At 53.5% G+C, this 14,447-nt stretch carries 10 protein-coding genes and 3 tRNA genes; 4 read left to right on the forward strand and 9 right to left on the reverse strand.

The annotated features are described in order from the left end of the window. Positions 1-5 precede the first annotated feature (5 nt). From amiB to nnr, 3 genes are read right to left on the reverse strand one after another with little or no spacing between them, the layout of a single operon-like run. Positions 6-1,337, reverse strand: a complete 1,332-nt coding sequence (gene amiB / locus WHR59_RS21510) for an N-acetylmuramoyl-L-alanine amidase AmiB (protein ID WP_047406733.1) — start codon at positions 1,335-1,337, stop codon at positions 6-8. 16 nt (positions 1,338-1,353) lie between these two features. Then, positions 1,354-1,815 (reverse strand): tRNA (adenosine(37)-N6)-threonylcarbamoyltransferase complex ATPase subunit type 1 TsaE, encoded by a 462-nt coding sequence (gene tsaE, locus WHR59_RS21515; RefSeq protein WP_008786002.1) that lies wholly within the window; start codon positions 1,813-1,815, stop codon positions 1,354-1,356. Then, positions 1,787-3,334, reverse strand: a complete 1,548-nt coding sequence (gene nnr / locus WHR59_RS21520) for a bifunctional ADP-dependent NAD(P)H-hydrate dehydratase/NAD(P)H-hydrate epimerase (protein ID WP_080625824.1) — start codon at positions 3,332-3,334, stop codon at positions 1,787-1,789. Before nnr ends, tsaE begins: the two co-directional genes overlap by 29 nt. Between nnr and queG the strand changes: the two genes are divergently transcribed. Beyond that, positions 3,333-4,472 carry a tRNA epoxyqueuosine(34) reductase QueG gene (gene queG, locus WHR59_RS21525; RefSeq protein WP_193145878.1) on the forward strand — a complete coding sequence of 380 codons (1,140 nt, stop codon included), beginning with the start codon at positions 3,333-3,335 and terminating at the stop codon, positions 4,470-4,472. The two genes, nnr and queG, sit on opposite strands and share 2 nt — an antisense overlap. Positions 4,473-4,742: 270 nt before the next feature. On the opposite strand, the gene WHR59_RS21530 is transcribed toward queG, so the two are convergent. From WHR59_RS21530 to orn, 4 genes are all read right to left on the reverse strand, one after another. Continuing rightward, positions 4,743-4,818, reverse strand: a tRNA-Gly gene (locus WHR59_RS21530). Between the two features lie 156 nt (positions 4,819-4,974). Then, positions 4,975-5,050, reverse strand: a tRNA-Gly gene (locus WHR59_RS21535). Between the two features lie 155 nt (positions 5,051-5,205). Then, a tRNA-Gly gene (locus WHR59_RS21540) sits at positions 5,206-5,281 on the reverse strand. 241 nt (positions 5,282-5,522) lie between these two features. Further along, on the reverse strand, positions 5,523-6,068 hold the full coding sequence (gene orn, locus WHR59_RS21545) for an oligoribonuclease (protein WP_016151407.1): 546 nt from the start codon (positions 6,066-6,068) through the stop codon (positions 5,523-5,525). A gap of 105 nt (positions 6,069-6,173) precedes the next feature. Here orn and rsgA point away from each other — a divergent pair, with 105 nt between their 5' ends. The 3 genes from rsgA (at position 6,174) to mscM (ending at position 11,619) form a co-directional block, all read left to right on the forward strand. Further along, the gene (gene rsgA / locus WHR59_RS21550) at positions 6,174-7,226 is read left to right on the forward strand and encodes a small ribosomal subunit biogenesis GTPase RsgA (RefSeq protein ID WP_170928034.1); all 1,053 of its coding nucleotides are present in this window, start codon (positions 6,174-6,176) and stop codon (positions 7,224-7,226) included. Between the two features lie 92 nt (positions 7,227-7,318). Further along, complete coding sequence (gene asd / locus WHR59_RS21555; RefSeq protein WP_016155504.1) at positions 7,319-8,287, forward strand: archaetidylserine decarboxylase; 969 nt, start codon at positions 7,319-7,321, stop codon at positions 8,285-8,287. A 17-nt stretch (positions 8,288-8,304) separates the two neighbouring features. Then, on the forward strand, positions 8,305-11,619 hold the full coding sequence (gene mscM / locus WHR59_RS21560) for a miniconductance mechanosensitive channel MscM (protein WP_047406746.1): 3,315 nt from the start codon (positions 8,305-8,307) through the stop codon (positions 11,617-11,619). 94 nt (positions 11,620-11,713) lie between these two features. Here the strand turns inward: mscM and yjeM are convergent, their stop codons facing one another. After that, a complete protein-coding gene (gene yjeM, locus WHR59_RS21565; protein WP_193145877.1) occupies positions 11,714-13,216 on the reverse strand; it encodes a glutamate/gamma-aminobutyrate family transporter YjeM in 1,503 nt (500 codons plus the stop codon). Between the two features lie 214 nt (positions 13,217-13,430). Further along, a complete protein-coding gene (epmA, locus tag WHR59_RS21570; RefSeq protein WP_043018161.1) occupies positions 13,431-14,408 on the reverse strand; it encodes an elongation factor P--(R)-beta-lysine ligase in 978 nt (325 codons plus the stop codon). Positions 14,409-14,447: the final 39 nt, after the last annotated feature.

Raw genomic sequence — 14,447 nt, forward strand, 5'->3', positions numbered from 1 at the left:
AATCCTTAATTTGTTAACGTGTTACCAGGTGATACCGCACTGGCGGTTTGCGCCGGTGCGCCCTGCGGCCCGCTTTGCATCGGGTGCGCCTGGAAATAGTTACGCAATCCTTTGTAAATTGCCTCGGCCAGTTGCTGCTGGTAGTCATCACTCGCCAACAGACGCTCTTCGCTGTTGTTACTGATAAAACCGGTTTCGACCAGTACTGACGGGATATCAGGCGAACGTAATACCCCAAGGCTGGCGTGTTCCGGGCGACGCTTATGCATCGAGCCAATACGTTCTAACTGGCCGATCATGCTGGTCGCCACATCATACCCGACGCGTTGCGAATGACCGAACTGCAGATCCAGAACGGCCTGGCTGAGATAAGGATCGGACTGGCTGTTTGCCAGCACATCGCCCGCCCCGCCCAACAGCTCCGATTGCTTCTCGTGCTGTTCCAGCCAGCCGGCCATCTCACTGTTTGCCCGACGGTTTGACAATACCCAGACGGAAGCGCCTGTGGCATCCCGGTTTGGCGCGGCATCCGCATGAATAGAGACCAGGAAATTAGCGTTTTGTTTACGCGCGACGTCTGAACGCCCCATCACCGAGATAAAGTAATCACCATCACGGGTGAGTACGCCTTTAAACATCGGATCATCATTGAGCAAACTGCGCAGTTTGCGCGCCACGGCAATCGTGACGTTTTTCTCACGCGTGCCGCCAGGACCAATAGCGCCAGGATCCTGTCCACCGTGACCGGCATCAATAGCGATAACCACTTTTTCGCCGCTACCTGTGCTGGCGCGCGCCGCAGGTCGTGTGGAGGTATTACTGTTGGTCACCACGGTAGTGCGATCGTTTTCCGCTTTAAACGGGTTACGCGCAGGCTCGGCAGGACGCGTGGCGATAACGGGCGCCTCAACACGCTTCGCAACCACTGGCGGTGGAGGCGGCGGCGGTGGCGCATCAGCCTTGATGGTAAACACGACGGTATAATTGCCGCCGTTCTGGCGTTTTACGGCATCGGCTTTGCCATTCTCGGTTAAATCCACCACCAGGCGCAGAGACTGCGCATCCTTTGGCGTGCCGGAACGGATAGATTTCACCAGATTATTGCCGCTAAACAGCAGCGGTAATCCCTGAATCACACCGGTTTGTTTAATATCCAGCGCGACGGTTCGTTTCCCGTCCTGCGAAACGGCGTATTCAGGATCGCCAATAAAGCTCAGCGTAATCCGCGCCTGTTGATCGCCATTAGATACCTGAAGATCGGAGAGGCTGGCAGCCCCTGCCTGCGCGCACAGCAGGACCAGGGTTGCCATCAGCCAGTTTCTGATGCGATAAATCATCCCGCCACCCTTAAGGTTAATCGGCTAAACGCGCCAGCAATAAATCACCCGATGAGGAGACTGCACTTACGCGCGCCTCTCGACCTTGCGCCTGGTATTCAATGTGTATTTCGACGTCCGGGTCTGGCAGTACACCTTTACCTTGTTGCGGCCATTCCACCAGGCAGATGGCATCATTGGCAAAATAATCGCGGATCCCCATAAACTCCAGCTCCTCCGGGTCCGCAAGTCGGTACAGATCGAAGTGATATACCATCAAGTTATCGAGCGAATAGGGTTCAACCAGCGTGTAGGTGGGGCTTTTTACATTACCTTTATGACCTAACGCTTGCAGGAATCCCCGGCTGAAAGTGGTTTTACCCGCCCCCAGGTCGCCGTACAAATAAATTACCGTCGCGCCATCACAGGCTTTAGCTACCCGCAGTCCCAGGTCTAAAGTCGCCTGCTCATCAGGTAGTGGAATTACTCGATTCATCATGATAAACGTCAATCACATCAGGGTTAACAATACGCTGTAGCGTGGTAAAGAGATCTGTCGCCAGCATGCCGCGCGTACCAAAACGCGCCGCCAGTACATCCGCCGCCGCACCGTGCGCAACACATCCCGCACATGCTGCATCATACGGGGTAAGCTTCTGTCCGAGCAATGCGCCAATAATACCGGAAAGCACATCACCCATTCCGCCGCTGGCCATTCCTGCATTGCCGGTATCAATAATACCCAACTCAGCCTGTTCAGCGGCAACAACCGTACCCGCGCCTTTCAGCACCACGACGCCTCCGTACCGTTTTACCAGACGTTGTGCACAAAGTAAGCGATCGTCTTCAATTTCTGCAATGGAACAGCCCAGCAGTCGCGCGGCTTCACCCGGATGCGGCGTGATCACGCGATTGTGACGTTTATCGGGATTGATTGCCAGCAGGTTCAGCGCATCCGCATCCCAGAGCATCGGTTTGCGAAAATTCTCGACCTTTTGCAGCGCTTTTTTACCCCACTCCTGCTGACCAAGCCCAGGCCCTATCACCACAACATCCGCCCATGCCAGGCTCTCTTCCAGCGTCTGCGGCGTCAGCGCATCAACCATCAGTTCCGGCCTGGCAGTCAGAATAGGCGCAATGTTTTCACTGCGGGTCAGCACTTTGACCAGCCCGGCTCCTGCACGCAGCGCCGCTTCACCGGCCATGCGTATTGCGCCTGCCGTACCGTGGTCACCGCCGATAATCACCAGCCGACCGTGGGAGCCTTTATGCGAGGTGGGTCGACGCGGCGTTAGCCAGTGCGCAAGCTGTTGAGCATCAAAACGCTGCAGCGGCGCGTTCTGCCCCGCCAGCCAGTCATCCAGCCCGAGTGCGTTAACATGCAGGCATCCGGTGACATCGCGCGCTTTACCCGTTAGCAGACCTGGCTTGAGCGCAATAAAGGTGACGGTGTGCGCAGCGTTGATGACCGCTCCCGGCGTCGCCCCTGTTTGCGCCAGCAGACCGGATGGAATGTCTATCGCCACAACAGGAGCAGGATGGCTGTTGGCACGCTCGATCACTGCCGAAAGGGACTCTCGCGGCGCATGTTTTAAGCCAGTGCCTGACAGCGCATCAATAATGACGTCCACGCTATCTGGCCAGTTGATATCTACAGCATGAATGACGCCACCGGCGTTAAGCCAGGCGTCGTGGGCCTGCTGCGCTTCCCCGGGGAGCGGTTTATCGCTCTCCTGCGCCAGTAACGTAACATCAAGACCCTGCGCTTTGGCAAGCCTTGCCACTACGTATCCATCTCCGCCGTTGTTGCCATGACCACACAACACCAGCCAGTGTCGGGCGTTCGGATATGCCTCGCGGGTGACCTGAAACGCCGCCTCTCCCGCCCGTTGCATCAGTTCGTACAACGTCAGCCCTAAACTGTCTGCCGCCTCTCGCTCCATCCGCCTGATGTCATCGGCGTGCCAGATGGAGTGTGGTATACTTGCGGGGTTTTTCTTCATTGTATGGTCCGTCATGTCAGAGCCCCTCGATCTCAATCAGTTAGCGCAAAATATTAAGCAGTGGGGGCTGGAGCTTGGCTTTCAGCAGGTCGGTATTGCCGATACCGACCTCAGCGAAGCGGAACCCAAACTGCAGGCCTGGCTGGATAAACACTATCACGGCGAGATGGACTGGATGGCCCGTCACGGCATGATGCGCGCCCGACCTCACGAATTATTGCCCGGTACGCTACGAGTCATCAGCGTACGTATGAACTATCTTCCTGCCAAAGCGGCCTTTGCCAGCACATTGAAAAACCCTTCGCTGGGTTACGTCAGCCGTTATGCGCTTGGCCGCGACTATCACAAGCTGCTGCGTAACCGCTTAAAAAAGCTGGGGGAGAAGATTCAACAGCACTGCGTTTCGCTGAATTTTAGACCTTTTGTCGATTCTGCGCCCATTCTTGAGCGCCCGTTAGCGGAAAAAGCCGGGCTTGGCTGGACAGGTAAGCACTCACTTATCCTCAATCGTGAAGCCGGATCATTTTTCTTCCTCGGGGAATTACTGATCGATTTACCCTTGCCGGTCGACCAACCAGTAGAAGAAGGATGCGGGAAATGCGTCGCCTGCATGACCATCTGTCCCACCGGGGCCATCGTTGAACCCTACACGGTGGATGCGCGCCGCTGTATCTCTTATCTCACGATCGAACTGGAAGGTGCGATCCCGGAAGAATTTCGTCCCTTGATGGGGAATCGAATTTACGGCTGCGATGATTGCCAGCTTATTTGCCCGTGGAATCGCTATTCGCAGTTGACGGCAGAGGATGACTTCAGCCCGCGCAAGCAGCTTCATGCTCCAGAGTTAATAGAGCTGTTTAGCTGGAGCGAAGCGTGGTTTTTAAAAGTCACAGAGGGGTCTGCCATTCGTCGTATTGGCCACCTGCGTTGGCTGCGAAATATCGCCGTTGCGTTGGGTAATGCCCCCTGGGATGACGCTGTTATTCACGCGCTGGAAAGTCGCAGAGGTGAGTACACACTTCTCGACGAACACATAGACTGGGCGGTTGCTCAGCAAATCGAGAAGCGAAATGCCTGCGTAGTTGAGGTGCAGTTACCGAAGAAACAACGTTTGGTCAGGGTCATTGAAAAGGGTCTGCCGCGCGACGCTTAAGTCATCCACAGCTTGTGTATAAAAATAAAAACACATTGATATTCAAGAGGGAAAAAATCGTCAAGTGATCGCATTAACAATTTGAAATGATAATTAAATCAATAATTTCAAGCAGTTAAAATGATACTATTCACCCAGCGAAGTTTTTTGCATTCCAGGAATAATACCCGAACCTGTGGATAAGTCTGTTTACAAGAGTATGTCAATGACAAAACAAAACGTCCCCAACGCGATTATTCGTTGTGGATATTTTTTATCGAGGTAAGAATTTGGAGCGGGAAACGAGACTCGAACTCGCGACCCCGACCTTGGCAAGGTCGTGCTCTACCAACTGAGCTATTCCCGCATAATCTTCGTCTTTCGAACCGCTACTGCGTTGGCTGCCTTCATTCGCCTGAGTCACTTACTTCAGTAAGCTTCTGAGGTCTCATTCAGTTGCCGCCTTGTCGCAATTCGAAATTCTGCGATTGGTGGTCTGTGCTTAATAAGCACTTTCAAATTTTGGAGCGGGAAACGAGACTCGAACTCGCGACCCCGACCTTGGCAAGGTCGTGCTCTACCAACTGAGCTATTCCCGCATAATCTTCGTCTTTCGAACCGCTACTGCGTTGGCTGCCTTCATTCGCCTGAGTCACTTACTTCAGTAAGCTCCTGAGTCTCATTCAGTTGCCGCCTTGTCGCAATTCGAAATCCTGCGATTGGTGGTCTGTGCTTAACAAGCACTTTCAAATTTTGGAGCGGGAAACGAGACTCGAACTCGCGACCCCGACCTTGGCAAGGTCGTGCTCTACCAACTGAGCTATTCCCGCAAATCTGTACTGCTTTTGTTGCTGCCGTAACGCGTAATTCTCTGTCGTTACGGGAGGCGCATTATACGAGAAATCCGTTTAGCTGCAACCCCCCTAAAAGCGATTTTCTTGTTTTTTCGTTTAAGTGCTGAATTTATCGGCAAGTCGTTTAATTTAGCGACAATCCTGACTTAGTGCAAGCTCGCAGGAACGATTTTCGTAGGCCGGGTAAGGCGCAGCCGCCACCCGGCAATCCACAAAATCAAAGCTTAATAAAATGTTCGCGATAGTAAGCAAGCTCAGCAACAGATTCACGAATGTCGTCCATCGCCTGATGCGTTCCCTGCTTGGTGAAGCCAGCCAGGATCTCCGGCTTCCAACGACGCGCCAGTTCTTTGAGCGTACTAACGTCAAGATAGCGATAATGGAAATACGCCTCCAGCTCCGGCATGTATTTAAACAGGAAACGACGATCCTGACCGATGCTGTTGCCACAGATGGGTGATTTCCCTTCCGGAACCCACTCTTTCAAAAAAGCCAGCGTGGCCAGTTCAGCTTCACGATCGCCCATGGTGCTCGCCTTCACGCGATCCACCAGCCCGCTACCGGTATGCGTACGTACGTTCCAGTCATCCATTAATGCCAACTGTTCGTCTGACTGGTGCACCGCAATTGTCGGTCCTTCAGCCAGAATATTCAGGTTGGCATCGGTCACCAGCGTGGCGATCTCAATAATGCGATCGCGCTCGGGATCCAGACCTGTCATTTCCAGATCGATCCAAATCAGGTTGTTTTCATTGGCACTCATGCTATTTTCCACCCTTCAGCGTCACATTCAGTGTGACTACATTGATCTAAAATTGTGTGTATCATAAATGTTTTGCCCATCATGGGCGACCAGGAGCCAGTCCGATTGAGTAAGAATAAACTCTCCAAAGGCCAACAGCGCCGTGTGAACGCCAATCACCAGCGTCGTCTGAAAACGTCCGCGGAGAAGCCAGACTACGACGACAACCTGTTTGGCGAAACCGCTGAAGGCATCGTTATCAGCCGTTTTGGCATGCATGCCGACGTAGAATCTGCTGACGGCGAGATTCACCGCTGCAACATCCGCAGAACAATTCGCTCGCTGGTTACCGGCGATCGCGTCGTCTGGCGCCCGGGTAAAGCGGCAGCAGAAGGCGTGAATGTCAAAGGCATCGTTGAGGCAGTACACGAACGTACCTCGGTTCTGACACGCCCCGACTTTTACGACGGGGTAAAACCCATCGCCGCCAACATCAACCAGATCGTTATTGTCTCAGCCATCTTACCCGAGCTGTCACTCAATATTATCGACCGGTATCTGGTAGCCTGCGAAACGCTACACGTCGAACCGATTATCGTACTGAATAAAATCGATCTGCTGGATGACGAAGGCATGGCTTTCGTTAACGAACAGATGGATATCTATCGCAACATTGGCTATCGCGTGTTGATGGTATCAAGCCGCACTAAAGACGGCCTGAAGCCGCTTGAAGAAGCATTAACCGATCGTATCAGCATTTTTGCTGGTCAGTCGGGCGTGGGTAAATCGAGCCTGCTCAATAATCTTCTCGGCCTGCAGGAAGAGATCCTGACCAACGATGTCTCCGACAACTCCGGCCTTGGACAGCACACCACCACGGCCTCTCGCCTGTATCACTTCCCGCACGGCGGCGACGTTATCGACTCCCCTGGCGTACGTGAGTTCGGGCTGTGGCATCTGGAACCGGAACAAATCACGCATGGCTTTGTCGAATTCCATGACTACCTGGGCCATTGCAAATACCGCGACTGCAAGCATGATACCGATCCAGGCTGCGCTATCCGTGAGGCGGTAGAAAAAGGGACCATTGCCGAAACCCGGTTTGAAAATTATCACCGCATCCTGGAAAGCATGGCGCAGGTAAAAACGCGTAAAAACTTTTCTGATACAGACAACTGACAACTAAGCTAAGCATCGCTAGAATCGTCCCCCTTTTTTCAGGATCCGGCCCGTATGCCGGATCGGGAACAAATTATGGCCTGGAGGCTACCTTGTTAAACTCATTTAAGCTTTCGCTACAATACATTCTGCCGAAACTATGGCTCACTCGCCTGGCGGGTTGGGGTGCGAGCAAACGAGCGGGATGGCTGACTAAACTGGTTATCGATCTGTTCGTGAAATACTACAAGGTCGATATGAAAGAGGCGCAAAAGCCGGACACCGCCAGCTATCGCACCTTTAACGACTTCTTTGTTCGCCCGCTGCGCGACGACGTTCGCCCGATTAACACCGATCCAAACGTACTGGTCATGCCCGCTGACGGCGTGATTAACCAGTTAGGCAACATCGAAGAAGACAAGCTTCTGCAGGCTAAAGGGCACAGCTATACCCTTGAAGCCCTGCTGGCTGGCAACTACCAGATGGCGGACAAATTCCGCAACGGTACGTTTGTAACCACTTACTTGTCTCCACGCGATTACCACCGTGTACATATGCCGTGTAACGGTATCCTGCGTGAAATGATGTACGTGCCAGGCGATCTCTTCTCTGTAAACATCCTGACTGCGCAAAACGTTCCGAACCTGTTTGCACGCAACGAACGCGTAATCTGCCTGTTTGATACCGAATTTGGCCCGATGGTGCAGATTCTGGTCGGTGCGACCATCGTCGGCAGTATTGAAACCGCATGGGCTGGCACCATTACCCCACCGCGTGAAGGCGTCATCAAACGCTGGACCTGGCCGGAAGGCGAAAGCGAAGGGTCGGTGGCACTGTTGAAAGGTCAGGAAATGGGCCGCTTTAAGCTCGGTTCAACCGTCATCAACCTGTTCGCACCTGGCAAAGTTAATCTGGTTGAGCAGTTGCAGGACCTTTCAGTAACGAAAATCGGTCAGCCAATGGCCATCTCAACCGAGACTTTCGTGACGCCAGAGGCAGAACCGGCCCCGCTGGCGAAAGAAGAGATCGAAGCAGAACACGACGCCAGCCCGCTGGTTGACGACAAAAAAGACGAAAGTTAAACATAGGAATCGCTGCTGTGCGCCTGATTATCACGTTTCTGATGGCCTGGTGCCTCAGCCTGGGGGCGTACGCTGCGACGGCCCCCGATGCCAAACAACTCACCCAGGAACTGGAGCAGGCAAAGGCGGCAAAACCCGCTCAGCCAGAAACCGTCGAGGCGCTCCAGTCCGCGCTGAATGCCCTTGAGGAGCGTAAAGGCTCTCTTGAGCGTGCCCAGCAATATCAGCAGGTTATTGATAACTTCCCCAAGCTGTCCGCAACATTACGCGCGCAGCTTAGCAACCTGCGCGATGAACCGCGCAATGTGCCAACCGGACTCACTACCGATGCGTTAAACCAGGAGATCCTGCAGGTAAGCAGCCAACTGTTGGAAAAAAGTCGTCAGGCCCAACAGGAGCAGGACCGCGCTCGGGAAATCGCCGACTCATTAAGCCAACTTCCTCAACAGCAAACCGATGCCCGCCGCCAGCTAAATGAGCTTGAGCGACGCATTGGTACCGCCAACGGTAACTCCGCGCAAAATCAGGCGATGCAGGCTGAATCCGCCAAACTCAAAGCCCAGGTCGATGAGCTGGAGCTGGCGCAGCTTTCCGCCAATAACCGCCAGGAACTGGCGCGTATGCGTTCCGAACTGGCAGAAAAACAGAGTCAACAACTCGACGCTTACCTGCAGGCATTACGCAACCAACTTAACAGTCAGCGTCAGCGTGAAGCAGAGCGAGCGCTGGAAAGCACCGAACTGCTGGCGGAAAACAGCGCGGGACTGCCGGAAGGTATTGTCGATCAGTTCAAGGTTAACCGCGAGCTGTCTCAGGCCTTGAACCAGCAGGCGCAACGTATGGACCTGGTCGCCTCTCAGCAGCGTCAGGCTGCCAGCCAAACGCTGCAGGTCCGCCAGGCCTTGAATACGCTGCGAGAGCAGTCTCAGTGGCTTGGGGTCTCAAATATGCTGGGTGAAGCGCTACGAGCGCAGGTATCCCGTTTACCGGAAATGCCTAAGCCTCAGCAGTTGGATACCGAAATGGCGCAGCTTCGCGTACACCGCATGCGCTATGAGGACCTCCTCAACAAACAGCCGCAACTGCGTCAGATTCATCAGGCCGATGGACAACCGCTGACCGCTGAACAGAGCAGCATTCTCAACGCCCAGCTACGCACCCAGCGTGAACTGCTGAACTCTTTGTTACAGGGCGGCGATACGTTGATCCTTGAGCTGACCAAGCTCAAAGTCTCCAACAGCCAACTGGAAGATGCGCTAAAAGAGGTCAATGAAGCAACGCACCGCTATCTGTTCTGGACGTCAGACGTTAGCCCTATCTCGCTCTCCTGGCCTGTCGACATCGTTCAGGATCTACGGCGTCTGATCTCATTAGATACGTTTAATCAGTTAGGTAAAGCCAGCATCATGATGCTGACCAGCAAGGAAACGCTGCTACCTCTATTCGGTGCGCTGGTGCTGGTTGGATTTAGCCTCTACTCTCGCAAGCACTTTACCCGTTTTCTGGAGCGCTCATCAGCGCGGGTCGGGAAAGTCACCCAGGACCATTTCTGGCTGACAATACGCACAGTGTTCTGGTCGATACTCGTCGCCTCGCCGTTGCCGGTACTGTGGGCAACGCTCGGTTACGGACTGCAGGAAGCCTGGCCTTATCCGTTGGCTGTTGCTATCGGCGATGGCGTAACCGCCACGGTGCCCATGCTGTGGGCGGTAATGATTTGCGCCACCTTTGCGCGCCCCAACGGTTTGTTCATTGCCCATTTCGGCTGGCCGCGGAACCGCGTCGCGAAAGCCATGCACTACTACCTGATGAGCATCGGGCTGATTGTCCCGTTGATCATGGCGGTGATTATGTTTGATAACCTCAATGACCGGGAATTCTCCGCCTCATTGGGACGTCTGTGCTTTATTCTGATTTGCGGTGCGTTGGCGGTCGTGACCCTGAGCCTGAAACGCGCCGGGATACCGCTATACCTCGATAAAGAGGGCAACAGCGATAATATGGTCAATAGCATGCTGTGGAATATGCTGATGGGCGCGCCGCTGATTGCTATTCTCGCCGCAGCTGTGGGTTATCTTGCCACGTCACAAGCTTTGCTGGCGCGTCTGGAAACGTCCGTGGCGATTTGGTTCTTATTACTGGTGGTGTATCACGTCATTCGCCGCTGGATGCTCATTCAGCGCCGCCGCCTGGCGTTTGACCGCGCTAAGCATCGACGCGCCGAAATGCTGGCGCAGCGCGCGCGGGGTGAGGAAGAACCACCGCATTCCACCAGCCTTGAAGGCGCGATTGATGTTGATGAAAGCGAAGTGGATTTGGATGCGATCAGCGCGCAATCGTTGCGCCTGGTGCGCTCTATCCTGATGCTTATCGCCCTGCTCTCGGTCATTGTGCTGTGGTCAGAAATTCATTCCGCTTTCGGCTTTCTGGAAAACATTTCGTTGTGGGATGTCACCTCCACGGTGCAGGGTGTGGAAAGCCTGGAGCCGATAACGCTGGGTGCGGTGCTCATCGCAATACTGGTATTTATTATCACCACCCAGCTAGTGCGCAACCTGCCCGCACTGCTGGAGCTGGCGCTGCTGCAACATCTGGATTTAACCCCCGGCACCGGTTACGCCATCACCACCATCACAAAGTATCTGCTGATGCTGATTGGCGGTCTGGTTGGCTTCTCGATGATCGGTATTGAATGGTCCAAACTGCAATGGCTGGTGGCGGCTCTCGGTGTTGGTCTGGGCTTTGGTTTGCAGGAGATCTTCGCCAACTTTATTTCCGGCCTGATTATCCTGTTTGAAAAACCAATCCGCATTGGCGACACGGTGACGATTCGCGATCTTACCGGTAGCGTGACGAAAATTAATACCCGCGCCACTACCATCAGCGACTGGGACCGCAAAGAGATCATCGTGCCCAATAAGGCCTTTATCACCGAGCAGTTCATCAACTGGTCGCTGTCCGATTCGGTCACCCGTGTGGTATTAACCATCCCGGCGCCATCGGAGGCTAACAGCGAGGAGGTTACGCAGATCTTGCTGACTGCTGCACACCGTTGCTCGCTGGTTATCGATAACCCGGCGCCAGAAGTCTTCCTGGTTGACCTGCAGCAAGGGATTCAAATCTTCGAACTGCGTATTTATGCCGCTGAAATGGGGCATCGCATGCCGCTGCGCCACGAGATCCACCAACTGATTCTGGCTGGTTTCCGCGAGCACGGTATTGATATGCCGTTCCCACCGTTCCAGATGCGTCTGGAGAGCCTCGGCGGTAAGCAAACAGGGAGAACGTTAAGTTCTGCGGGCAGAGGCAGTCGCCCGGCGGGTAGTTTGTAGCGCATGATCCTGGCAAGAAATGCCAGATGGCGACCCGTTGGGTCTTATCCGGCCTACGAAGATGCCTCTTTGTCGGCCGGATTAGGCAGGTCGTTTATTCCACCGCCCACTCAGGATTGTTGGCCGTGCGGCGGCTGTAGCTCTGATAAATCGCCATCGCCAGCAGCGAGAAGAAGATCGGGCCGCCGGTCATCCACAATGCGCTGTTCCAGTCCCCAGCTTCAATCACCGGCTGGATGATGGTGAACACGTTGGCAAACGTCACCACCAGTACGACCACGCCGGTTGCCAGTAACGTCGCTGCCCGGGTTTTAAAGACCACAAACGGTCTTTCCAAACCCACACGGGCTTTAAAGAACGGAAACGCCAGCGCGAGGAACAGATACGGCAGCGTCATCGAGACGTTCGCCATCAGGGTCAGTTTGTTATAGAACGCTGAAGCCGTATCGCCGCCAAACGAAACCAGCAGAATAAACAGGCTCACCAGCAGGCACTGCAACCACATTGCCGTCGTCGGCATCCCCACCGCATTCAGTTTGGTCATCGGCGCGGGCCACAGCGCCTTTGGCGTTCCCTGAATAATCGCTTTCAACGGCGAGTAGCTGAGCGTGAAAAAAGCGCCGGTATAGGCGAGGAACATAGAAAGCCCGGTGATACGCGCGAACCACACGCCCATCGCCATCGCAGTTTCAGGGGAAAGATGCAGCGCGTTACCTAACGTCATCCCGAGGCTTTTCATCAGGATATAGGTAATATTCCCGAGGTTAACCGAGCTATTGCTTAATACCTGCTGCCAGTTGGTGCTAACGCCCCATAAAAATATAGCCAGTGAATAACCGACAGAAATGACAATAGCGGCAAAGACAATTCCTTTCGCAAAGTTCTTTTCTGGCTTTTCAGTTTTATCAACTAATCCACCCACGGCTTCTATTCCGCCGTAAGCAAAAATGGCAAACACAACAAATGACAACATTGCCAGCCCGGACTGATATCCTGGGTTAGGCGAAGAGATAAAATTAATATCCTGTGCAAAGTGGCCACCAGTTAATAACAAAATGGCGACACTAACTAACAACAGAACTAAATTAAGACACATTACGGCAATTCCGCCTACAGCCGTAATGCGAGCAATCTTATTAATTCCCCGAGATGCCACGCAGGTCACCAGAATCATCCAGCCGACGGCAAGCAGCCCCACGACCTGCGTAGGCTCAAGCCCCGCGATACGCCAGTGTTGCGTCATGTCTGCGCCAAATAAGAAGGTTGAAAAAGGTACCCAGACTTTCGCCGCGGTGCTTACCATCCATATCACATAGGAAGAAAACCACATAAACGTGCCGATAAATGCATAGCGTGGCCCAACGCTATTATTCATCCACGAATAGATTCCGCCCTCTTCTTTGCGATAAGCCGATCCCATTTCCGCCATCATTAAAGCAAATGGGATAAAGAATAATAATGCAGAAAATATATACCACGGAATCGCGCTATACCCCATTAAATAGAACGCGGAGGGGCTATTAGCAAAACCGAAAACAGACGTAAATATCATGAGGATGAGACCAATCAGGCTCATCTTTTTTATTGTTTGGGTCATCAAACCATCCCTTACTCTGGCAAGCGTTTAACAAACGCCGCTCACCGATTGGCACTGCTCTCTTTACAGAGTTCAGCGATAGAAAAATCAACACAGAATTGATACCTGAACGATACCAAATATCCAGGAGTAAATTGTGGCTATTAGAGGGAAAATGAAAAAATATGCTACAAAGTGGCTATTTTACCGCCACTTTGTATTACAGAAGCGTAAGTTATGCGCGATCGACGGTGAATGCGATAACCTCAGCCAGGCTCTCTGCGTCCAGCGCCAGCATCACCAGACGGTCAACGCCAAGCGCCACGCCAGAGCAATCCGGCATGCCCACTTTTAACGCTTCAAGCAGATTGGTATCAATAGGCTGCTGCGGCAAGCCACGAGCGGCACGTTTGCGGTTATCCTGTTCAAACCGTTGCTGCTGTTCGCGCGCGTCGGTCAGTTCATGGAAACCATTCGCCAGCTCAATACCTTTGTAGTAAACCTCGAAACGTTCAGCCACGCGATGATCTTCGGTGCTGATTTGTGCCAGTGATGCCTGGCTGGCCGGGAAATGATACACAAACGTCGGTTTGTCTTTACCAATATGCGGCTCAACGCCCATCGTAAACAGCAGCTGCAGCAAGGTGTCCCGGTCTTCTTCGGTATCTGCGATATTACTGAGATCCAGCTTCGCCGCCACTTCCCGCAGTTGGGTTTTATCCGCAGACAGCGGGTCTATCTCCAGATGACGCTGGAAGGCTTGCTGGTAAGAGAGGCTTTCCGCAGGCGAACAGTCCAGCACCTGCTGGAGTAAATCGTCCACCTCATTCATCAGCCGATACATATCGTAGTGCGGACGATACCACTCAAGCATGGTGAATTCAGGGTTATGATGGCGCCCCATCTCTTCATTACGGAAGCTGCGGCACAGTTGATACACCGGGCCGCACCCTGCCACCAGCAAGCGCTTCATATGGTATTCCGGGCTGGTCATTAAATAGAGATTCATTCCCTGGGAATGTCCAGGGCCGACGAAACGCGTTTCGAACGGGAACAGATGAATGTCCGTTACCGTTGCCTGACTCATACAAGGAGTCTCAACCTCAAGCACGCCACGATCGGCAAAAAAGCGGCGAATCTCCGCTATAATTGCAGCACGTTTTAACAGATTGGGGATGGACGCGCTCGGCTGCCAGGTTGCCGTTTCGCTCATGTTTGTTTCTCCGATTTAAGACAAGGGCACGAAGTCTAC

This window comes from Citrobacter europaeus, assembly GCF_037482245.1.
Taxonomy (GTDB): domain Bacteria; phylum Pseudomonadota; class Gammaproteobacteria; order Enterobacterales; family Enterobacteriaceae; genus Citrobacter; species Citrobacter europaeus.

Coding starts and splice junctions, on each gene's coding strand:
- orn (WP_016151407.1), bottom strand. CDS start 6,068: ATGAGTGCCAATGAAAACAACCTGATTTGGATCGATCTGGAAATGACA.
- queG (WP_193145878.1), top strand. CDS start 3,333: ATGTCAGAGCCCCTCGATCTCAATCAGTTAGCGCAAAATATTAAGCAG.
- amiB (WP_047406733.1), bottom strand. CDS start 1,337: ATGATTTATCGCATCAGAAACTGGCTGATGGCAACCCTGGTCCTGCTG.
- yjeM (WP_193145877.1), bottom strand. CDS start 13,216: ATGACCCAAACAATAAAAAAGATGAGCCTGATTGGTCTCATCCTCATG.
- tsaE (WP_008786002.1), bottom strand. CDS start 1,815: ATGATGAATCGAGTAATTCCACTACCTGATGAGCAGGCGACTTTAGAC.
- nnr (WP_080625824.1), bottom strand. CDS start 3,334: ATGACGGACCATACAATGAAGAAAAACCCCGCAAGTATACCACACTCC.
- epmA (WP_043018161.1), bottom strand. CDS start 14,408: ATGAGCGAAACGGCAACCTGGCAGCCGAGCGCGTCCATCCCCAATCTG.